At 59.8% G+C, this 21,323-nt stretch carries 23 protein-coding genes; 11 read left to right on the forward strand and 12 right to left on the reverse strand.

From position 1 onward, the window contains the following. Positions 1–233: 233 nt before the first annotated feature. Both groL and QQJ98_RS06880 read right to left on the reverse strand, forming a co-directional pair. Complete coding sequence (gene groL / locus QQJ98_RS06875; RefSeq protein ID WP_284324612.1) at positions 234–1,886, reverse strand: chaperonin GroEL; 1,653 nt, start codon at positions 1,884–1,886, stop codon at positions 234–236. Positions 1,887–1,955: 69 nt separating this feature from the next. Further along, positions 1,956–2,243, reverse strand: a complete 288-nt coding sequence (locus QQJ98_RS06880) for a co-chaperone GroES (protein ID WP_054006994.1) — start codon at positions 2,241–2,243, stop codon at positions 1,956–1,958. Between the two features lie 211 nt (positions 2,244–2,454). Between QQJ98_RS06880 and QQJ98_RS06885 the strand changes: the two genes are divergently transcribed. The 8 genes from QQJ98_RS06885 to QQJ98_RS06920 all read left to right on the forward strand — a co-directional run bounded on the left by QQJ98_RS06885 (position 2,455) and on the right by QQJ98_RS06920 (position 8,807). Beyond that, a complete protein-coding gene (locus QQJ98_RS06885; protein ID WP_284324613.1) occupies positions 2,455–3,447 on the forward strand; it encodes a TraB/GumN family protein in 993 nt (330 codons plus the stop codon). Positions 3,448–3,456: 9 nt separating this feature from the next. Then, a complete protein-coding gene (locus QQJ98_RS06890) occupies positions 3,457–3,711 on the forward strand; it encodes a hypothetical protein (RefSeq protein WP_284324614.1) in 255 nt (84 codons plus the stop codon). Positions 3,712–3,829: 118 nt separating this feature from the next. After that, positions 3,830–4,750: a manganese-dependent inorganic pyrophosphatase gene (locus QQJ98_RS06895; RefSeq protein ID WP_284324615.1), complete on the forward strand. Its 921-nt coding sequence runs from the start codon at positions 3,830–3,832 to the stop codon at positions 4,748–4,750. A gap of 120 nt (positions 4,751–4,870) precedes the next feature. Next, on the forward strand, positions 4,871–5,761 hold the full coding sequence (locus tag QQJ98_RS06900) for a TIGR01459 family HAD-type hydrolase (RefSeq protein ID WP_284324616.1): 891 nt from the start codon (positions 4,871–4,873) through the stop codon (positions 5,759–5,761). Between the two features lie 117 nt (positions 5,762–5,878). Continuing rightward, positions 5,879–6,322: a MaoC family dehydratase gene (locus QQJ98_RS06905; protein WP_284324617.1), complete on the forward strand. Its 444-nt coding sequence runs from the start codon at positions 5,879–5,881 to the stop codon at positions 6,320–6,322. Between the two features lie 29 nt (positions 6,323–6,351). After that, the gene (locus QQJ98_RS06910; RefSeq protein ID WP_284324618.1) at positions 6,352–7,275 is read left to right on the forward strand and encodes a bifunctional riboflavin kinase/FAD synthetase; all 924 of its coding nucleotides are present in this window, start codon (positions 6,352–6,354) and stop codon (positions 7,273–7,275) included. Between the two features lie 51 nt (positions 7,276–7,326). Then, on the forward strand, positions 7,327–7,779 hold the full coding sequence (locus tag QQJ98_RS06915) for a YcgN family cysteine cluster protein (protein WP_284324619.1): 453 nt from the start codon (positions 7,327–7,329) through the stop codon (positions 7,777–7,779). Continuing rightward, the gene (locus QQJ98_RS06920; RefSeq protein WP_284324620.1) at positions 7,779–8,807 is read left to right on the forward strand and encodes a threonine aldolase family protein; all 1,029 of its coding nucleotides are present in this window, start codon (positions 7,779–7,781) and stop codon (positions 8,805–8,807) included. Before QQJ98_RS06915 ends, QQJ98_RS06920 begins: the two co-directional genes overlap by 1 nt. Positions 8,808–8,924: 117 nt before the next feature. Here the strand turns inward: QQJ98_RS06920 and QQJ98_RS06925 are convergent, their stop codons facing one another. Next, on the reverse strand, positions 8,925–9,746 hold the full coding sequence (locus QQJ98_RS06925) for an alpha/beta fold hydrolase (RefSeq protein ID WP_284324621.1): 822 nt from the start codon (positions 9,744–9,746) through the stop codon (positions 8,925–8,927). Next, positions 9,739–10,344, reverse strand: coding sequence for a 2-hydroxychromene-2-carboxylate isomerase (locus tag QQJ98_RS06930; protein ID WP_284324622.1), 606 nt, complete (start codon positions 10,342–10,344; stop codon positions 9,739–9,741). The genes QQJ98_RS06925 and QQJ98_RS06930 overlap by 8 nt, the downstream gene beginning before the upstream one ends. Positions 10,345–10,435: 91 nt before the next feature. Here QQJ98_RS06930 and QQJ98_RS06935 point away from each other — a divergent pair, with 91 nt between their 5' ends. Further along, a complete protein-coding gene (locus QQJ98_RS06935; RefSeq protein WP_284324623.1) occupies positions 10,436–11,455 on the forward strand; it encodes a ribose-phosphate pyrophosphokinase in 1,020 nt (339 codons plus the stop codon). Positions 11,456–11,616: 161 nt separating this feature from the next. On the opposite strand, the gene QQJ98_RS06940 is transcribed toward QQJ98_RS06935, so the two are convergent. The 6 genes from QQJ98_RS06940 to QQJ98_RS06965 form a co-directional block, all read right to left on the reverse strand. Further along, positions 11,617–11,967, reverse strand: coding sequence for an H-type lectin domain-containing protein (locus QQJ98_RS06940; protein ID WP_284324624.1), 351 nt, complete (start codon positions 11,965–11,967; stop codon positions 11,617–11,619). A gap of 193 nt (positions 11,968–12,160) precedes the next feature. Continuing rightward, positions 12,161–12,553, reverse strand: a complete 393-nt coding sequence (locus QQJ98_RS06945; protein WP_284324625.1) for a F0F1 ATP synthase subunit epsilon — start codon at positions 12,551–12,553, stop codon at positions 12,161–12,163. 9 nt (positions 12,554–12,562) lie between these two features. Further along, positions 12,563–14,005, reverse strand: a complete 1,443-nt coding sequence (gene atpD / locus QQJ98_RS06950; RefSeq protein WP_284324626.1) for a F0F1 ATP synthase subunit beta — start codon at positions 14,003–14,005, stop codon at positions 12,563–12,565. 17 nt (positions 14,006–14,022) lie between these two features. After that, entirely contained in the window at positions 14,023–14,889 is an 867-nt protein-coding gene (locus QQJ98_RS06955; RefSeq protein WP_284324627.1) for a F0F1 ATP synthase subunit gamma, read from the reverse strand. A gap of 23 nt (positions 14,890–14,912) precedes the next feature. Next, the gene (atpA, locus tag QQJ98_RS06960; protein WP_284324919.1) at positions 14,913–16,451 is read right to left on the reverse strand and encodes a F0F1 ATP synthase subunit alpha; all 1,539 of its coding nucleotides are present in this window, start codon (positions 16,449–16,451) and stop codon (positions 14,913–14,915) included. Next, complete coding sequence (locus QQJ98_RS06965) at positions 16,451–17,011, reverse strand: F0F1 ATP synthase subunit delta (protein ID WP_284324628.1); 561 nt, start codon at positions 17,009–17,011, stop codon at positions 16,451–16,453. Before QQJ98_RS06965 ends, atpA begins: the two co-directional genes overlap by 1 nt. A 400-nt stretch (positions 17,012–17,411) precedes the next feature. On the opposite strand from QQJ98_RS06965, the gene QQJ98_RS06970 reads away from it, so the two are divergent. Beyond that, a complete protein-coding gene (locus tag QQJ98_RS06970) occupies positions 17,412–19,361 on the forward strand; it encodes a calcium-binding protein (protein WP_284324629.1) in 1,950 nt (649 codons plus the stop codon). Here QQJ98_RS06970 and QQJ98_RS06975 read toward each other — a convergent pair. Then, a complete protein-coding gene (locus QQJ98_RS06975; RefSeq protein WP_284324630.1) occupies positions 19,358–20,116 on the reverse strand; it encodes a class I SAM-dependent methyltransferase in 759 nt (252 codons plus the stop codon). The genes QQJ98_RS06970 and QQJ98_RS06975 overlap by 4 nt on opposite strands. Positions 20,117–20,125: 9 nt before the next feature. Continuing rightward, the gene (locus tag QQJ98_RS06980) at positions 20,126–20,314 is read right to left on the reverse strand and encodes a hypothetical protein (protein ID WP_284324631.1); all 189 of its coding nucleotides are present in this window, start codon (positions 20,312–20,314) and stop codon (positions 20,126–20,128) included. A 227-nt stretch (positions 20,315–20,541) separates the two neighbouring features. On the opposite strand from QQJ98_RS06980, the gene gloB reads away from it, so the two are divergent. Then, the gene (gene gloB / locus QQJ98_RS06985) at positions 20,542–21,309 is read left to right on the forward strand and encodes a hydroxyacylglutathione hydrolase (protein ID WP_284324632.1); all 768 of its coding nucleotides are present in this window, start codon (positions 20,542–20,544) and stop codon (positions 21,307–21,309) included. Positions 21,310–21,323: the final 14 nt, after the last annotated feature.

The raw sequence follows: 21,323 nt of genomic DNA on the forward strand, positions 1-21,323 counted from the left end.
CCGTCCCTTCCTTGGGGAGGACTCTAGTCGCAGATGGAGGAAAAATCCCGTGGCAGGTCACACTCACAACCGCCGAAACTGGCGTCGCATGGATCGAGGCCGCGCGCGCAAGCGCTGAAGAAAACTTGCGGCGGCACGCCGCGCAATCAGATCACCCGTGCTGGCCAGGTTGCGCATGTGAAAAGGGCGCAGCTTTCGCCACGCCCTTGCCAATCTTTCAGCTTTTCGGCTGATTACATCATGCCGTCCATGCCGCCCATGCCGCCCATGCCGCCGCCGCCCATGCCGCCGCCATTGCCTTTAGGCTCTGGACGATCCGCAATCATCGCTTCGGTGGTGATCAGCAGCGATGCAACCGAAGCCGCATCTTCCAGCGCGGTGCGGGTGACTTTCGCCGGGTCGATCACGCCGAACGCGAACATGTCGCCATATTCTTCGGTTTGCGCGTTGAAGCCGAAGGTCAGGTCGGTGGACTCGCGGATTTTGCCAGCCACGACAGCGCCATCGACGCCAGCGTTTTCAGCGATCTGACGCAGCGGTGCTTCCAGCGCGCGACGAACAATCGCGATACCAGCGTTCTGGTCCGAGTTCGCACCGGTCAGGCCTTCAAGAACCTTGCCAGCCTGAACCAAAGCCACACCACCGCCAACAACGATGCCTTCTTGCACGGCCGCACGGGTCGCGTTCAAAGCGTCATCAACGCGGTCTTTGCGCTCTTTGACTTCAACTTCGGTCATGCCGCCGACTTTGATCACAGCAACACCGCCAGCCAGTTTGGCCACACGCTCTTGCAGTTTTTCACGGTCGTAGTCCGACGTGGTTTCTTCGATCTGGGTGCGGATCTGCGAAACGCGGGCTTCGATCTCGGCCTTGACGCCAGCGCCATCAACGATGGTGGTGTTGTCTTTGGTGATCGAGACTTTCTTGGCTTTGCCCAGCATGTCGATGGTCACCGACTCCAGCTTCATGCCCAGATCTTCCGAGATCACTTGGCCGCCGGTCAGCACTGCGATGTCTTGCAGCATGGCTTTACGACGATCGCCGAAACCCGGAGCTTTGACAGCCGCGATTTTCAGACCGCCGCGCAGCTTGTTGACCACGAGGGTTGCCAAAGCTTCGCCTTCAACATCTTCCGAGATGATCAGCAGCGGGCGCTGCGATTGGATCACCGATTCCAGCAACGGAACCATCGGCTGCAGCGACGAGAGTTTTTTCTCGTGCAGCAGGATCAGCACGTCTTCCAACTCGACAATCATCTTGTCAGCATTGGTGACGAAATAGGGCGACAGATAGCCGCGGTCGAACTGCATGCCTTCGACAACAGTGGTCTCGGTTTCCAGACCCTTGTTTTCTTCAACAGTGATCACGCCTTCGTTGCCGACTTTCTGCATCGCATCCGCGATCTGACGACCGATTTCAGCTTCGCCGTTGGCCGAGATGGTGCCAACTTGCGCAACTTCTGCGGTGTCTTTCACCGGACGGGCTGCTGCTTTGATCGCTGCAACCACTTTTGAGGTCGCCAGATCAATGCCGCGCTTCAGGTCCATCGGGTTCATGCCAGCAGCAACGGCTTTCAGGCCGTCTTTGATGATGGCTTGTGCCAGAACGGTGGCGGTGGTGGTGCCGTCGCCCGCTTCGTCATTGGTGCGGGAAGCGACTTCCTTCACCATTTGCGCGCCCATGTTCTCGAACTTGTCAGCCAGTTCGATCTCTTTGGCAACGGTCACACCGTCTTTGGTGATGCGCGGCGAGCCGAACGACTTGTCGATCACCACGTTGCGGCCTTTCGGGCCCAAGGTAACTTTCACAGCGTCAGCAAGGATGTTCACGCCGCGCAGCATGCGGTCGCGTGCATCGGTGTCAAAACGTACGTCTTTAGCAGCCATGTTATAGACTCCAGTCTAAGATGTTGAAAAGCAAAGCGCAGGGTGCGTGATGTCACGCACCGCTCACACTCAGGAAATGATCCCGAGGATATCGCTTTCTTTCATGATCAGCAGATCTTCGCCGTCGAGTTTGACCTCGGTGCCCGACCATTTGCCGAACAGGATCTTGTCGCCAGCTTTGACGGACGGAGCAATCAGCTCGCCCGAATCCTTGCGCGCGCCCGGACCAGCCGAAACGATCTCGCCCTCTGCGGGCTTTTCTTTGGCGCTATCGGGGATGATCAGCCCGCCTTTGGTTTTATCTTCGCCTTCAATGCGACGGACCAATACGCGGTCATGCAGCGGTGTGAATGCCATCTGGTTACACTCCCTTGAGTTTCCAGGTTTGAATGAGATTAGCACTCAGTGTCCCTGACTGCTAACGATGCCTGAGTTAGGCCCTAACCCCTTCACAGTCAACACCCGACTGCGCGAAATATTTGCGACATTTGGCCGAAGCCGGGGGTTGTCGCTTGGCCTTGCGCCCCCAAGATGTCACCCTATGCCAGAGCACAGCAATGGGGGGCGCATGCGCCAGATTTTATCGACATTCATGGCCCTGTTGGCGTTTTCCACCCCGGCGCTGGCCGAATGTCAGGGCCAGAACCTGATCGCAGCCCTGCCTGCCGATCAACAAGCCAACCTGCGGGCCGAGGCTGCAAAACAGCCCTACGCCATCGGCAATTTCTGGCTTGCCACCAAAGGCGATCAGCAGATCACCCTCGTCGGCACCTATCATTTCGACGATCCGCGCCACAGCGCCACCATGACAGCGCTTGCCCCGGCGATTGCGCGCGCGCAGATTCTGTTGGTCGAGGCTGGGCCGAAAGAGCAAGACAGCCTCAAGGCCCGCATGGCCGACGACCCCAGCCTGATCGTCAACACCGACGGCCCGACCCTGCCCGAAGTGCTGTCGCCCGAAGATTGGCAACATCTGAGCGATGCCGCCAAAGCCCGTGGTATGCCCGCCTTCATGGTCGCCAAATTCCGTCCGTGGTATGTCTCGGTCTTGCTGGCAATGCCGCCCTGCAGCCTTGGCACCGCCATGCCCGAAGGCCTTGATGCGCAACTGATCCAAGCCGCCAAGGCCCGCGATCTGCCCGTGCAAGCGCTTGAACCCTATGACACTTTGTTCTCAATCTTTGGCGATATGACGCAAGCCGAACAGATCGACATGATCACCTCTGCGCTGGCGCTGGAAGACAAATCCGCTGATATGGCGATCACCCTCGCCGATGCCTATTTCGCGCAAGAGGGCCGGTTGATCTGGGAGTTTTCCAAGCTGCAAGCCCTGCAACAACCCGGCTTTACCCCCGAACGGGTGCAACGCGAATTTGCGGTGATGGAGAAATCCATGATGACCGACCGCAACACCGCGTGGATTCCGGTGATCGAGGCTGCAGCCGCCAAGGGCCCGGTGCTGGCGGCTTTCGGCGCCTTGCATCTGTCGGGCGATCAGGGCGTGTTGAACCTGCTGCAAGCCCGGGGCTATAAAGTCACCCAACTGTCGCTTGTCCCATAAAGGTTTGCAATGAAACGTATTCTGCAATTCGCGCTGATCCTTGCTGTCGCCGTTCTGACCACCGCCGGCTACCGTTATTACACTTGGGTTAACAACTCTGCGGGCGCTGCCGATCCGTTTGACGAGGTGGGCATCGACCTGCATCAGATGATGCCCAGCTTTGTGCAGGATTGGGGCTGCGCCAAGCTGCAGGCCAATTTCGGCACCAAAACCTTGCCACCCTATGGCTGCCAATCGCCGACCGAGCCGGGAAAGTGGAAATAGCCGCGCCACCCCCGACCTTGCGCCACCCTGACCCTGAGCCTCACAACCCTGCGCCCCCGTGACAAACCACCGCCCCGGCCCTATAAGCCGCGCAAATCCCATCGCGAAGGCTTGCCCCATGACCACTCTTGTTTTCGGCCACAAATCCCCCGACACCGATTCCACCGGCTCGCCGTTGATCTGGGCATGGTATCTGTCCGAAGTGCGCGGCACCCCGGCGAAAGCCGTTCTGCTGGGCCAACCCAACACCGAAGCCGCCTTCATGTTGCAGCACTGGGGCTTTGCGCAGCCCGAGATCATCGCCGATGTGACGCCGGAAGATCACGTCGTGATCGTCGATACCAACAATCCGGCTGAACTTCCGGCCTCGATCAACGACGCCAAGATTGAGGCGATCATCGACCATCACATGCTGGTGGGCGGTCTGAAAACCCGCGCGCCAATCGAGATTACCATTCGCCCGCTGGCCTGCACCGCCACCATCATGCACGATCTGATCGGCAGCGACATGGCCCGCGCCCCGCGCGAGATCAAAGGCGCGATGCTGACCTGCATCTTGTCCGACACGTTGGAATTCCGCAGCCCCACCACCACCCCGCATGACCGCGCCGTGGCCGAAAGCCTTGCCACCGATCTGCGCGTGTCGATCCCGGAATTTGCCGCCGCAATGTTCGCCGCGAAATCCGACATCTCGGCATTTTCGGACGCCGCATTGCTGCGGATGGACAGCAAGGAATACAATGTCGATGGCCGCGAGCTGCGCGTCTCGGTGCTGGAAACCACCTCGCCTGCGACCGTGCTGAACCGCAAAGCTGCGCTGATGGCCGCGATGCCTGAAGTCGCCGCCGAAGATGGTGCCGATCAGGTGCTGCTGTTCGTCATCGACATCCTGAACGAGGAAGCCACCCTGCTGGTGCCGAATGATCTGGTCAAGCAGATGGCCGAAGCCTCGTTCGGGGTGAAAGTTTCGGGCGATACTGTGGTGATCCCCGGCTTGATGAGCCGCAAAAAGCAGATCATCCCGGCACTGAAACTCTGATTTCTGCTGCCGCCGGGGGGAAACTTTCGGCGGCATTTGATATGGCCGCTATATGGCCTCTCTATGGCCGTTTTCTGGGTCATTCAGCTTTGGTTAACTTTTGCCCCGAAAGGCCCCGGAATGACCCAAATCATCGGCAATCTCTCGGATATTTCCGCCCGCTATGACGCGGTGTTTTGCGATCTTTGGGGGTGCTTGCACAATGGCGTCACGCCGTTTCCGGCCGCAGTGGCCGCCCTGCAAGCCTTTCGCGCCAAGGGTGGGCGGGTGATCCTGCTGACCAATGCCCCGCGCCCTAAATCCAGCATTATCAAACAGTTGGATGATATGTCCGTGCCGCGCGATGCGTGGGATGATGTGGTGACATCGGGCGATGCTGCGCAATTTGCCATGCTGGCGGGGGCTGTTGGACGCAAAGTGCATTTCATCGGCGCGCCCAAGGACGAGGCTTTTTTCACCGATTTCGCCGATGATCTGCAAAGCCTTGCCGACAGCCATCCGCCGATTGAACGCGTGGCCGCCAAAGACGCCGAAGGCCTGATTGTCACCGGCCTTGTCGATGATCTGTCACAGACCCCAGACGACTACCGCGCCACGCTGCTTTTGGCGAAAACTCTAGGTTTGCCAATGCTTTGCGCCAACCCGGACATCATCGTCCACATGGGCGACAAGCTGCTTTACTGCGCAGGCGCGTTGGCGAAAGCCTATGAAGACATCGGCGGCAAGGCGTTGTATTTCGGCAAACCGCACCCGCCGATCTACGACCTAGCCCGCCGCCGCCTGACCGCTTTGGGCGGCTCTGACGAGGCCCAAATTCTTTGCATCGGCGACGGCATCCAGACCGATGTGCAAGGCGCGATTGGCGAAGGGCTGGATGCGCTTTTTGTCACCGGCGGCATCGCGCATGAAAGCTTTGGCGCGGATTCTAACAATCCGAACAAAGACTTGCTGGAAGATTGGCTGCAAGACACCCAGTTGTCACCTGCCTATAGCATTGGCCATCTGCGCTGACCGTGTTGTAATAAAATTACCCACATGACGCGATATTTGCACGTTTAATGCGCATATGATTTGCGCCGCGGCGCGGCATCTGCTATGCTGCGCAAGCAAATTCAAGGGATTCGACCCATGCTTGACGATCACCGCCGCGGCACCATCTACATCGAAGACCTCGAAATCGGCATGGTCCGCAGCTTGGAAAAAGTCGTAACCGACCGCGATATCGCGCTTTTTGCTGAAATTTCAACCGATCATAACCCTGTGCATCTTGACGAAACCTATGCCAAAGACACAATTTTCCATGGCCGCATCGCCCACGGCATGCTGACCGCAGCGCTGATTTCTGCGGTGATCGGCGAGCAGCTTCCCGGCCATGGCACTGTTTATCTTGGACAATCCATGAAATTCCTCGCCCCGGTCCGGCCCGGCGACACGGTAAAAGCGGTGGTGAAAGTGGCAGGCATCGACCTCGCCCGCCGCCGTGTGACCCTTGAAACCCATTGCGCGGTGGGCAATACCGTGGTTCTGAAAGGCGACGCGCTGGTTATGGCGCCAAGCCGTAAGTTAGACTAGGGGCGCGGGCCGCCCCATCCCGGGGTAGCATGCAAATACACCAGCATTGGCAAGGGCTTAAGCCTGAAACGCGCGGCGCATCGGTCGCGATGGGCAACTTTGATGGCGTGCACCTAGGCCACCAATCGGTGATCGACCTTGCCCGCGCACATGGCCCGCTTGGCATCGTCACTTTCGAGCCGCACCCGCGCGAATATTTCGCCCCCAATGCTCCGCCCTTCCGGCTGATGAACGCTGAAACCCGCAGCAACCGTCTTGCCAAACTTGGCGTCAAGCATCTGTTTCAACTGCCTTTTAACGCTGAAATGGCCAGCCTGTCCCCGCAGGATTTCGCCCGCCAAGTGCTGGCTGAAGGCTTGGGGATTGCCCATGTCGTGGTGGGTGCGGACTTCTGCTTTGGCAAAAACCGCGCTGGAAAAGCCGCCGATCTGCAGGCCCTTGGTGCGCAATACGGCTTTGGCGTCACCGTCGCCGATCTGGTCAAAACCGACGACCGCGAAATCTCGTCCACCGCGATCCGTCAGGCATTGGCCGACGGTCGCCCGCGCGAAGCCGCCGCGATGCTCGGCCACTGGCACCGCATTGATGGTGAGGTTATCCACGGCGAAAAACGCGGGCGAGAGTTGGGCTATCCGACGGCGAATATGTCAGTTGCGGGCCTGCATCTGCCGAAACTTGGCGTCTATGCCGTGAAAGTTGACGTGCTGACCGGGCCGCAGGCGGGCAGCTATCATGGCGCGGCCAGCCTTGGCGTGCGCCCGATGTTTGGCGAAAATACCCCGAACCTCGAAACCTATATCTTTGATTTCAAAGGTGATCTTTATGGGCACCATGTCTCGATTGGCCTGATCGACTACCTGCGGCCCGAGATGAAATTCGATGGCCTGCCCGGTCTGATGACGCAAATGGCCGCCGATGTGGCCCAAGCGCGGGCGATCCTGACAGCCCTTTGACCACCCGCTTTCGCCCTTCCCTTTTCCGCCCGCCCGCGTCATTTTGCAACCATGACAAACCTGCGCCCAAAGTTCTGGGAAACCGTTCCCCTGTCGAAAATGACCACCCCCGAATGGGAGGCGCTTTGCGATGGCTGCGGCAAATGTTGCCTGAACAAGATTGAGTATGAAGACACTGGCGAGGTTGAATACACCCGCGTCGCCTGCCGCTTGCTGGACAATGAAACCTGCCAATGCTCCAACTATTCCCGGCGGTTTGAATTCGTGCCGGAATGTATTCGACTGAACCCCAAGACTTTGAAAAAGATCAGCTATTGGCTGCCTGCCACCTGCGCTTACAAGCTGTTGCAGAATGGCAAACCTTTGCCCGATTGGCACCCTTTGCGCAGCGGCGCGCCGGATTCGACCCACACTTCGGGCCATTCGATGCGCGGTCAAACCGTCTCGGAAGCCGCCATCGACGAGGACGACTGGGACGATTATATCATTCAGGAAGAGCTTTGATGTATTTCACCTCTGACAACGCCTCTGGCGCGCATCCCGATATTTTGGCGGCCCTTACCCGCGCGAATGACGGTTTTGCCCGCAGCTATGGCGCCGATGCGATCATGGAGCGGGTCACAGCACAGGTGCGCGACATCTTCGAGCATCCCGAAGCCGCCGTCTATCTGGTCGCGACCGGAACCGTCGCCAATTCCTTGTCTTTGGCGGTCTACAGTCAGCCGTGGTCGGCGGTCTTCGCACATACCGAAGCCCATATCGCCACCGATGAATGTGGCGCGCCTGAATTTTACACCGATGGCGCCAAGCTGATCGGGGTGCCCGGCGCGGATGGCAAGATGACGCCGGGTGCTTTGGCCGAAGCCCTTGGCCGCATTGGCGAATCCGGTGTGCATGGCGTGCAGCGCGGCATGGTCTCTATCACCAATGTGACGGAGGCTGGCACGGTTTACACCACCGCAGAGATTGCCGCTTTGACCGCTGTGGCCAAATCAAAGGCGCTGCCGTGCCATCTGGACGGCGCGCGGTTTGCCAATGCGTTGGTCGCAACCGGGGCGACGGCTGCCGAGATGACATGGAAGGCGGGCATCGACGTGGTGTCGTTTGGCGGCACCAAAAACGGCTGTCTGGGCGTCGAGGCGGTGGTGATGTTTGACCCCGCCAAAGCGTGGGAATTTGAGTTGCGCCGCAAGCGGGCGGGGCATCTGGTCTCAAAGCACCGCTTTTTGTCGGCGCAGTTTGAGGCCTATCTGACCGACGATCTTTGGCTGCAACTGGCAACCCAAGCCAATGCCATGGGCGCACGTTTGGCGCAGGGCGTGGCCGTTGCGGGCGCGCGGCATCAGTATCCGGCGCAGGCCAATATGATGTTCCCGGAATGGACACTTGGCACCCATGCAAGGCTAGAGGCCGCGGGGGCCGCCTATTACCAGATGCCCGCAGCGCCGGGGATGGAGGCCGCGCGGCTGGTGACCTCGTGGAACACAACAGAGGCAGAGGTCGATCAATTTTTGGCGGCTTTGCGCGGCTAGCCCCCAATCCTGCGCCGCCCCGGAGGTGATCCGGGGCCGCCGTCCTTCGCCTATCCCCTGAGGCCCCGGATCGCTTCCGGGGCGGCGTGGATCAGGCGGGGGCCGACGTTAGATCCCTTAGCACCTGTCCAGATGCGCCTGAACGCTGGGGGCGATCTGGGCGGCATGGCTGATTGCCACCATATGCCCGGCCTCTGGCACGATCAGACGGCTGCACTGTGGCAGGCGCAAAGCCAAGGCCCGGTGCAATGTGTCAATGATCGCAGGGCTTTGCGCGCCCTCTATCAGCAAAACCGGGGCTGCAACCCTCTCTAATCCGCCGGGGCGCAGGATGCCTGCGGCATCGTCCAGCAGGGTCGGATTCTGCGCCACGATCAGGTGGATACGATCCACCATATAGGCTCGGGTGCGCTCTGGCAGATCAGCAAGGCGCTCGCCCGAGCCCCAATGCGCATGGAACATCGCGGCGGCGGCTTCCAGGTCGCCCGCTGCAACCAGCGCGCCAAATTCCAGATGCTCGTCGCGGAAGTGCTGAAACGCCGCCGCATCCACAGCGCGGGCAGCGGCAAAAATCACCGGCTCTATCAGGGTCAGGCTGCGCACCAGATCGGGGCGCGTCACCGCAATGCGCAGCGCCACAGTGCCGCCGAAACTGTGGCTGATCAGATCAATCGCAGCCCCTGCGCCAAGGCTTTCCACCATCGCAATGGATTGCGCGGTGGCAAGGCTGTGCATATCGCTGTCGGCCAGCCAATCGGGGGCGCGGCCATGCCCCGGCGCATCGGTGGCGGTGATGGTGACGCCGTGAAGCGCCGCTGCCAGCCCCGACCACGCCCCGGCATGCGCAAGGCTGCAATGCAGCGCAAGCACCGGGCGGTCGCCGCCGCGATGCCATGTCCTGTACGGCGGCAAGGCGGGCATCTGCATGTCTTCAGGCATTGTTCAGCTTTCCCGACAGGTAAAGGTCCAGATCGTCCAACCGATCCTGCCCCCAGAAGCGCTCGTCGCCGACCATGTAGAATGGCACGCCGAATACACCGCGCGCGACGGCTTCTTCAAGGTTTGCCGCATAGGTTTCCGCCGCAAGCAGCATGTATTTGTCGGCGATTTTCGGATCAAAGCCATGCGCCGTCAGGATATCCTGCACCACCGCATCATCTGCCACATTGCGCCCCTCGGCCCAGACCGCGCGCGGAAAGGCTTGCACAAGGCCGCCCAAATCGCCGCCACCCCCTTTGGCCGCCGCGATGATTGCGTAGGAGGCGGGCGCAGGATTGGCAGGGAAGAACGCCGGTTGCAGATCAAGCTTCATCCCCAGCCGCGCTGACCAGCGCCGCAACTCTTGCAAACGGTATATTTTGCGGGCCTCGTGTCGGTCCGCCAGCGCTTGCCCACCGGTGCGCGGGAACAGAGCGGGGGCGTTCAGCGGGATATAGCGGATGGTCGCGCCATATTTCGCGGCGATTTCCTCTAGCTTGTTGCCAGCCAGATAACAAAACGGCGAGATTGGTGCGAAGTAGTAATCAATCTGTTGCATTTCTATGCTGCTCCGGGCTTCAAGGTTTGCAAGACCCTAGCCGGGTGATAAGCGGTGTCAACGATCCGAATCTGGCCCCCGGAGAGACCCCATGCCCGCTATGACTGAGCCGAAACTGATTTCCGGCAACGCAAACCTTTCGCTCGCAAAATCCATCGCCCGCCGCATGTCGATGCATCGCGGCATGTCGGTCAATCTGGTCGATGCCCGGATCGAGCGTTTCAATGACGCCGAGATTTTCGTGGAAGTGTTCGAGAATGTGCGCGGCGAGGATATGTATATCATCCAGCCGACCTCGAACCCCGCCAATGACAATCTGATGGAACTGCTGATCATGTGCGATGCGCTGCGGCGCTCGTCTGCGGATCGGATTACCGCCGTGATCCCGTATTTCGGCTATGCCCGTCAAGACCGTCGCGCTAAGGCACGCACCCCGATTACCGCCAAACTGGTGGCCAATATGATCGCCGAAGCCGGGGTGGACCGGGTGTTGACGCTGGATCTGCATGCGGCGCAGATCCAAGGGTTCTTCGATATTCCGGTGGACAACCTGTATGCCAGCCCGGTTTTCGCGCTGGATATCGAGCATAATTTCAAAGGCCAGATGCAGGATCTGATGGTGGTCTCGCCTGATGTCGGCGGTGTGGCGCGGGCGCGGGAGTTGGCGAAGCGGATCAATGCACCGCTGGCAATCGTGGACAAGCGGCGCGAGAAGGCCGGTGAGATTGCCGAGATGATCGTGATCGGCAACGTCCAAGGCAAAAAGTGCATCATCGTTGACGATATTTGCGACACCGCGGGCACGCTGTGCAAGGCGGCCGAGGTGTTGATCGAGAATGGCGCGACCGAGGTTCACTCTTATATCACCCACGGGGTGTTGTCGGGGCCTGCGGTGGAACGGGTGACGAATTCGGTGATGAAATCGCTGGTGATCACGGATTCGATCGAGGCCACCGATGCGGTGAAAAACTGCCCGAACATTCGGATCGTCCCGACAGCCCCGATTTTCGCGCAGGCGATTTTGAATATCTGGAACGGGACCAGCGTTTCGTCGCTGTTTGAAACCGATACTTTGGTGCCGATCTATGAAGGCATGTATCAACGCGGCTGAGTTTTGTCGCAGCTTGAAGGAAGAAGGTCCCAACTCGGGACCTTTTTTATTTGCATTATATCAATGGCTTAGCGTGGGTGCTTTAACGAAGTTTTAACACTTCAGCCGCGTAGGGCGGGTGCTTGCGGGTAACGCCCCCAGCCAACCCAAGTAAAGCGGGCTTAGTAAAGCTGCCAGTCGTCCTCGCTCGCCGCTGACCCCATCGCGATCCAATCGGCGCGCACGCGGGCGACGCGGGTATCGCCCCAAGTGCGGAACACCAGATGAAAGCCGGTTTCGGTGATATTTTCAGCGGTGATATCCGCGCGCGAGGTGTGTTTGTGGTCAATGTCCCACATCGAGATCGAGGCCATCACGGTGGGCGCTTCGGTGAATGCCTCTTTGAAAGTCACCACATGCCGACTTTCGCGCGCGCCCTGCCCTGTCCACATCACCCCGCCATCGGCGAAATCCGAGAACAGGACGCGGCTGCCCTGTTGAATACCGATGGTGTTTGATGTGATGCGTTTCATGTGATTGCTTACCTATACAAACAAAGTAGCGCTGAATATCGGCAAAAATACGTTAATTCCCGAGACAGGATGATTTTATTCAACAAGTTGTGCAAGGGCTTGGCCAATCATCCGCCAAGCTGCCGGGTGTGAAAAGGCCCCGACAAAGCGGGGCCTTTTCCTGTATCAAGCAGTGGGCACCGATGCCCAGCCCTTAGAAGCCAGCGGCGGTGCGCATGGCGATCAGATCGCCCATCGCCTTGTCAGCTGCATCCTTGTCCACCGCAACGGCGGTCGCTTCGGATGCATCCGCGATCAGTTGATCCATCAGCGCTGGCGTCAGCTCTTCCAGCGGAACCGCGCGCTCGGCCAGAACCGAGACATGGGTGCCGCTGATATCGGCGAAACCACCGGTGACGACAAAGGATTTGGAACCTTGCGGCCCCACGACTTTCAGCACGCCGGGCCGCAGGGTGGTGATGGTCGGGGCATGCCCCGGCATCGCCGTCAGATCGCCCTCGGCGCCGGGGATTTGCACCTCGGTCGCCGCCACGGACGCCAGACGGCGTTCGGGCGAGACCAGGTCAAATTGCAGCGTTTCAGCCATCATGCCCCCTTAAGCCGCTGCTGCAGCGAGGCGCTGTGCCTTGGCCTTCACGTCTTCGATGCCGCCGACCATGTAAAATGCCGCTTCCGGCAGGTGGTCATATTCACCAGCCACAACCGCTTTGAACGAAGCGATGGTGACATCCAACGGAACCTGCACACCATCCGAGCCGGTGAACACTTTTGCCACGTCGAACGGCTGCGACAAGAAACGCTCCAGCTTACGCGCGCGCGCCACGGCGGTCTTATCGTCTTCCGACAATTCGTCCATGCCGAGGATGGCGATGATGTCTTGCAGCGACTTGTAGCGCTGCAGCACTTTCTGCACGTCGGTTGCAACCTTGTAGTGATCTTCACCGATGATCAGCGGATCGAGCAGACGCGAGGTCGAGCCCAGCGGATCCACAGCCGGATAGATGCCTTTTTCCGAGATCGAGCGATCCAGAACCGTGGTTGCGTCCAAGTGCGCAAACGAGGTTGCCGGTGCAGGGTCGGTCAAGTCATCGGCCGGAACATATACGGCCTGAACCGAGGTGATCGAGCCGTTCTTGGTCGAGGTGATGCGTTCCTGCATCGCACCCATGTCGGTCGCCAAAGTCGGCTGATAGCCCACGGCGGACGGGATACGACCCAGCAAAGCCGACACTTCGGAACCAGCTTGGGTAAAGCGGAAGATGTTGTCGACAAAGAACAAAACGTCTGCGCCGGTTTCGTCGCGGAACTGTTCTGCCATGGTCAGACCCGACAAGGCGATCCGCATACGCGCGCCCGGCGGTTCGTTCATCTGACCGTAAACCAGTGCGATTTTCGACTTGGTGAGGTCTTCCAGATCAATAACGCCGGATTCGATCATCTCGTGATAAAGGTCGTTGCCTTCACGGGTCCGCTCGCCCACGCCTGCGAACACCGAAACGCCCGAGTGGACTTTTGCGATGTTGTTGATCAATTCCATGATCAAAACGGTCTTGCCCACGCCTGCGCCGCCGAACAGACCGATCTTGCCGCCCTTGGTGTAGGGGGCCAGCAGGTCAATGACCTTGATGCCGGTGACAAGGATCTGGCTTTCGGTCGCCTGTTCCGAGAAACCCGGAGCCGGCTGGTGGATTGCGCGGGTCGCGGTTGCGTTGACCGGGCCACGTTCGTCCACCGGCTCGCCGATGACGTTCATGATGCGGCCCAGGGTGGCGGTGCCAACCGGAACCTGGATCGGGCTGCCGGTGTCCGAAACCGGGGCGCCGCGCACGAGGCCTTCGGTTGCGTCCATCGCCACGGCGCGCACGGTGTTTTCGCCAAGGTGCTGGGCGACTTCAAGCACCAGCTTCTTGCCGTTGTTTTCAGTGACCAGTGCGTTCAGAATTGCGGGAAGATCGCCAGTGAACTGAACGTCCACCACGGCGCCGATGATTTGGGTCACCTTGCCTGCCGCAGCAGCTGCTTTCGGTGCTTTTGCCATAATGTTTCTCCGGTTCCTTACAGCGCTTCCGCGCCCGAAATGATTTCGATAAGCTCTTTGGTGATCGCAGCCTGACGCGAGCGGTTATAGATCGTGGTGTATTTGGTGATCATCTCGCCTGCGTTGCGCGTTGCGTTGTCCATCGCGCTCATCCGCGCGCCCTGCTCGGACGCACCATTTTCCAACAATGCCGTGAAGATCTGCGTGGCAACACCGCGCGGCAGCAAATCGTCCAGAATGGCTTCTTCGCTGGGCTCGTAATCATACAGCGACGACACGCCACCGGCTTCAAACTGTGCCGGAATAACCTGCTGTGCGGTCGGGATCTGGCTGATCACCGACTGGAAGCGGTTGTAGAACAGCGTCACCACATCACATTCGCCCGCCGCAAAGCGTGCCAGCACGTCGCGCGCGATGTTTTGCGCATTGCTGTAGCCGACGCGTTTGACATCCGACAGATCGACATGGCCGACCATGTTGGCGGCAAAATCGCGGCGCAGCTGTTCGCGGCCTTTTTTGCCAACGGTCAGGATTTTCACGGTTTTGCCAGCCGCCAGCAAGGCATTTGCCTTGACACGGGCCAGACGCACGATGGTCGAGTTGAAACCACCGCACAAACCGCGTTCCGAGGTCATCACGACCAACAGATGCACCTGATCGCTGCCCGTCCCGGCCAGAAGCCGGGGCGCGCTGGCCGATTGACCGACCGAGGATGCAAGGCCGCCCATCACCGCATTCATCCGCTCGGCATAGGGCCGGGCAGCTTCAGCGGCTTCTTGAGCGCGGCGCAGCTTCGCCGCAGAAACCATCTGCATCGCCTTGGTGATCTTGCGAGTATTCTTGATACTCGCAATCTTGTTTTTTAAGTCCTTAAGGCTGGGCATGCGTTATCTCCCCTGCCCCGCCCTCAGGCGAAGTCTTTCGAGAAAGCTGCGATCTCGGCTTTGATGGCTTTCTCCAGATCGCCCGCAACTTTACGGTCGTTCTTGGTGATATCGTCCAGCAAAGCTTTGCCCGGGCCGCGCAGGTGCTTCAAAAGACCAGCCTCGAAACGGCCGATGTCTTTCACGGCAACCTTGTCCAACGCGCCGGAAGTGCCCGCATAGATCACGCAGACGATTTCGGCATTGGTCAGCGGTGCGTATTGCGGCTGTTTCATCAGCTCGGTCAGACGCGCGCCACGGTTCAGCAGGGCTTGGGTCGAGGCGTCAAGATCGGAGCCGAACTGCGCGAAGGCAGCCATTTCGCGATACTGCGCCAGTTCCAGCTTCACTTTGCCAGCCACCGATTTCATCGCGTTGGTCTGAGCAGACGAACCAACCCGCGAAACCGACAGACCGGTGTTCACAGCCGGGCGGATGCCTTGGTAGAACAATTCGGTTTCAAGGAAGATCTGGCCATCGGTGATCGAGATCACGTTGGTCGGAATGAACGCCGAAACGTCGCCGCCTTGGGTTTCGATGATCGGCAGAGCGGTCAACGAGCCCGAACCGAAATCGGCGTTCAGTTTCGACGAACGCTCCAGCAAACGGCTGTGCAGGTAGAACACGTCGCCCGGATATGCTTCACGGCCCGGCGGGCGGCGCAGCAGCAGCGACATCTGACGGTAAGCCACGGCTTGTTTCGACAAGTCATCATAGATGATCAGGGCGTGACGGCCGTTGTCGCGGAAAAACTCTGCCATTGCGGTTGCCGCATAGGGGGCAAGGAACTGCAGCGGAGCCGGATCGGATGCGGTTGCAGCCACCACGATGGTGTATTTGATCGCACCGGTTTCTTCGAGCTTTTTCACCAACTGTGCCACGGTCGAACGCTTTTGACCGATAGCCACGTAGATGCAGTACAGCTTGTCGTATTCGTTGTCGCCAGCAGCCTCGTTATAGGACTTCTGGTTCAGGATGGTGTCCAAAGCCACGGCGGTTTTGCCGGTCTGACGGTCACCGATGATCAATTCGCGCTGGCCACGGCCAACCGGGATCATCGCGTCCACGGCCTTCAGGCCGGTTGCCATCGGCTCGTGCACCGATTTGCGTGGAATGATGCCCGGCGCTTTGACGTCAGCCTGACGGCGCTCTTCCGACGCGATCGGGCCTTTGCCGTCGATCGGGTTGCCAAGGCCATCAACGACGCGGCCCAGCAGGCCATTGCCAACCGGCACGTCCACGATGGATTTGGTGCGCTTGACGGTATCGCCTTCTTTGATCTCTTGGTCGGACCCGAAGATCACGACGCCGACGTTGTCGACTTCAAGGTTCAAAGCCATACCGCGGATGCCGCCGGGGAATTCCACCATCTCACCGGCTTGGACATTGTCCAGCCCATGCACACGGGCAATGCCGTCGCCGACGCTCAGAACGCGGCCAACTTCAGCCACTTCGGCGTCTTTGCCAAAGTTTTTGATCTGATCCTTAAGGATCGCAGAGATCTCAGCAGCCTGAATTCCCATCACCCAACCTCTTTCATTACATTCTGAAGCGCCGCGAGCTTTGCCTTGACCGAGGTGTCGATCATCGACGAGCCGAGCTTGACGATAAGTCCGCCGATGAGGCTTTCATCAACGGTGGTTTTAAGTTTGACGTCTTTGCCAACTTTGGCTTTCAAGCTGGCGGCGAGCGCCTTTGCCTGATCCGCCGAAAGTGCCGCCGCCGAAGTGACTTGCGCCGTGACTTCGCCCTTTTCGGTCGCAATCAGATCGCGCAAAGCGCTGACCAGTTGCGGCAAAACGAACAGGCGACGATTGGAAGCCATCAAGGCGATGGTGTTCGACAAAACCGTCGAAATCCCCATCTTGGCAGCAACAGCCGCCATCGCGCGGGCTTGATCTTCGCGCGCCACAACGGGCGAGGCGATCATGCTGGCAAGTTCCGGGCTGGCAGCCAGTGCGGCCCCCAGTGCTTCGGTATCAGCCTCAAGCGCTTTGAGACCATTTTCTTCTTTCGCAATCTCAAACACGGCCTGCGCGTAGCGCGCGGCGATGCTCAAGGAGATTGAAGCTGGTTCGGACACGTCAACCCTTCCGCTGTATAGGCCCCTCCCGCTGACCGCATCCGGGTTACAACCCATTTGCGGCGCATACTTGGGGCATGCGTCTTCTCGATTTGGCGCGTCTCTAACAGACGATTGGCCATCCCGCAACGGGGAAGGACACTCAATATCCGCGTGCGCGCGTGCGATATGTCAGGCGGGCTGTTTTGTCGCACGCCCGCGCCGTCTGGTCGCAGCGCCATCACGCTTGCTTCACCTTTTCGGCATCGCTTTGTTAATCAACGGGAAACAATGAGGGCAATGGCGGAGATTACACCGCAAGCCCCTGCAAATGCGCCATATATTGGCCACATAGCTTGACCGCAGAGGGCCGCAAATCTTAAGCTTTGACAACGGTTTGAATGGTAAGGGGTGCGTCGATATGGATTTGCTGATTCTCGGGTCGTTACTGGTGACGGGCGGCCTGCTGGCGCTGGCCGGGGTGTTTGACGGCGGTGATGACAAGGATGACGATGCAACGCCTGAACCGCAGCGCGGCACCTCTGGCGATGATAGCCTTGCTGGCGATGACGGTATTCTGAATGGCTGGGGTGGCAATGATACGCTGACACTCAGCGGCACCGCCGAAGGCCACGGTAATCAGGGCAATGACACGCTGACAGCCGAGGATGAGAGTGTGGCCTACGGCGGTGTGGGCGAGGATCAGATCACCGCGCATGATGACAGTACCGCTTACGGCGGAGCGGGCCGCGACATCGGATATGTTGACGGTCACGCCACAGTGCATGGCGACGAGGGCAATGACTCTTTTGGCGTATTTGGCACGGGATCGGGCTATGGGGACGCCGGAGCAGATTACCTTCACGGCCATGATACCACCACCACTTACGGCGGTGATGGCATCGACCTTGTTGTGGCATGGGATCAGTCCACCGGCTATGGCGGTGACGGGGCGGATACCATGATCGCCCAGAACCAAGGCGAAGTGTATGGCGATCGTGGAAATGACCTGCTGGAAACCTCTGGCGCACAGAACGATCTGCCGTTGACCTCAGAGCTTTACGGCGGCGCAGGCAATGATCTGATCTCGCGAGGCGCGCATCTGGACGGCGGCGATGGCAACGATTGGCTGGCGGCGGGCGACTCGCTTTATGGCGGCGCGGGCAACGACATTTTGTCCTACGGTCATGATGTGATGGAGGGCGGCGACGGCAACGATCTGCTGTATATGGGCCAAACATTTTCGGGCGGCACCGCTTCGGGCGGGGCTGGAAATGACATGTTCGTGGTGAACGCCGTCGGGGACAGCACACGTCCTATTGATGTGATCAGCGATTTTACGGTGGGCGAAGACCAACTTGCGATTTTGGTGCCGACCTTCGTTCCGGCCAATCTTTATCCAACGGCCGTAAGCTATGAAATCCACGCCCATCCAGACGCAGGCTATACCGATGTCAGGGTGACTCTGGATATCCCGCCAACCGGCGGCGCAAACCCGAACGACTACAGCGGCGAAAGTGTCATCCGCCTCATGGGCGTCACCGATCTGACCGCCGAGGATGTGGTTTATGTAATGAACAATGGCGAACCGGGGCCATTTGGCAGCGTGCAGAACATGCAGGACGTGCTGCCCGAAACGCCGGACGCCGACCATATCGCGGTGACGCATGTGTACAACGGCACCGCTGGCGATGACAGCTTTACCGCCGCCGCACCGTCTGAACAGCCCGCCGTTGCCGCTTGGCTGGGCGATGGCGATGACAGCTTCACCGCCGCGGGTCAGGCGCATTTCGTCAACGCGGGAGACGGTGACGACCACTACACTGGCGCCGCCCACGATGACAGCAATCCCAATGCGGCGACCGACCCGGTCACAAACGTTCATATGGGCGCTGGCAATGACGTGCTGGAAATTGGTCAGGGACAGGGCAGGTTCTACGGCGATGATGGCGACGACAGCTTTCACACCACCGCCGCCACAGACCCAAGCCCCGGAAACGGCTATGTCAGCGAGATCAGACTGGAGGGCGGCAGCGGGTCCGACAGCTATGTGATCGGCTCGGGTGCCACAGTCATCGACGACAACGACGGCACCGACAGCTATACATTCGTGGTGTCGGATGACAGTCTGACCGCAGGGCATAACACCATCTTCAACTACGAACCCGGCGAGACCTTGCGGATCGAAATTCCGTCAGACATGGCAGGCGACATCCGCTTCGTGGACAGAAACGATACCGAGGGTGGCGGTCTGGCGGGCACTGCGATTTTTATTGGGGACCAACAGATCGCCTTCATTGATCAATTTGGCAGTGGCGAGACGGTCGGCGTCCGTGACGGCATCAACAATGTCGAAGTCGTCCGCACCTAAACTGGCTTGCCAGTCCGGGGCGTCGGCACTGCCGCGCCGACGCCCTCCAGCACCCGCAGGGGCTTGCGCACCTTGACCGCAAGCCCGCCGCGCGTCGGGGCATAGACTTGCTTGCTGGCCTCGACCATTAGCACCCCGCCTGCCAGCCATGGCAGGCGGCGGCCAAAACCCTCCCAGAAGTTCGAGGTGCCCAGCCAGAAGCGGCTTTCCGACGGGGGGGCGAACAAGGATGTCATCGAACGCTCGGGCGTGAAGCCATATGCTTTCAACTGCGCCTCTAACTGGCCACCGGAATAGGGTCGGCCAAAGCCAAACGGCGTGCCATCGCGCCGCGCCCAAAGGCCGGCGCGGTTCGGCACCACGAACAACGCGCGCCCCCCGGGGCCAAGCACGCGGTGCGCCTCTTCCAGCACGGCGGTCGGATTGTCGGATGTCTCCAGCCCGTGCATGATCACCAGCCGATCAACATGCCCGGTGGGCAGCGGCCATAAGGTTTCCTCGCACAAAACCGAGACGTTGTTCATCCCCGCAGGCCAAGGCATCACCCCCTGCGGCCCCGGCATCAGCCCGATCACCCGGCGCGCATCTGCAAGGTAGGGGCGCAACAGCGGCACCGCAAAGCCAAACCCCGCCACCGTCTGCCCCGGTGCAGGCGGCCAAAGGCTGACCACCTGATCACGGATCGCCCGCTGCGCCACCCGGCCCAACTGGGTGCGATAGTAGAAATTGCGCAGATCAAGCACATCAAGATGCATAGGCGGCCTTCACATGGTTCCGCCCCGATCATAGCAAAGCCGCCCAACAACGCCATCACCGATCCACAACCGCTTTACCGCAAGCACAACGCGCGCCCGTCTGGCCATCACGCCCGCAAAATGCCGCGCAGGATCATAGCGCCCCACGTCACCACGCGCCTTGGCCGATACCGCCCCCTCACCCTTCCCTCTCCCCAAACCCCTCACCCTTCCCTCTCCCAAACCGCTCATCCCAATATCCCCCACAGAGGAGCACCCCGACACCTGCCCAAAATCCCGTCCGCCGATGCGCAAATCCGCGCTCTGCGGCAAGGCCGCGGAATTTCTCAAACTTCGGTTTGGTTTTCTGCCCACAAAATGGGCGAAACGAATTGCACCTTTCGCGGGCAGACGGCACTCTGGCGCAAACTCAGGAAGGCCCGCCGATGACCCTCGAACTTGTCACCATCCCCTGCCTCAAAGACAATTACGCCTACCTGCTGCATGATGCGGCCTTGGATGAAACCACCCTGATCGACGCGCCCGAGGCTGGCCCGATCCTAGCGGCCCTGAAAGCCCGCGGCTGGCATCTGGATCAGATCCTGCTGACGCATCACCATTGGGATCACATCGACGGCGTGGGCGAGATCGTCGAAGCTACCTCTGCCGCCATTCTGGGTGCGGCCGCCGATGCTCACCGCCTGCCGCCCTTGACCCGCGCCCTTGTTGAGGCCGATCAGGTGAAAATCGGCAGCGATACTGCCTATGTCATTGATGTGCCGGGACATACCGTCGGCCATATCGCGTTCTACCTGCCTGCCACCGGCCTGTGCTTTACCGCCGACAGCCTGATGGCGGCTGGCTGTGGCCGCCTGTTTGAAGGCACGCCGCAGCAGATGTTCGACAGCCTTGCCAAGCTGCAACAACTGCCGCCCAGCACGCTGATCTGCTCGGGCCACGAATATACCGCGGCAAATCTTGCCTTCGCGATCAGCGTCGATCCCGAAAACCCCGCCTTGCAAGCCCGTATCCGCGCGGTCAACCGTGCGCGCAGCGGCAATCACCCAACCGTGCCGGTGGCTTTGTCAGAAGAATTGGCGACCAACCCTTTTCTGCGCGCGCAAGACCCCTATATCAGGCAGCAACTGGGTATGGCCGATGCAACTGATGCCCAAGTCTTCACCAAACTGCGCGCGCTGAAGGACAATTTCTGAGTCCAATCTGCCAC

This window comes from Cypionkella aquatica, from assembly GCF_030161095.1.
GTDB classification, from domain to species: Bacteria; Pseudomonadota; Alphaproteobacteria; order Rhodobacterales; family Rhodobacteraceae; genus Cypionkella; species Cypionkella aquatica.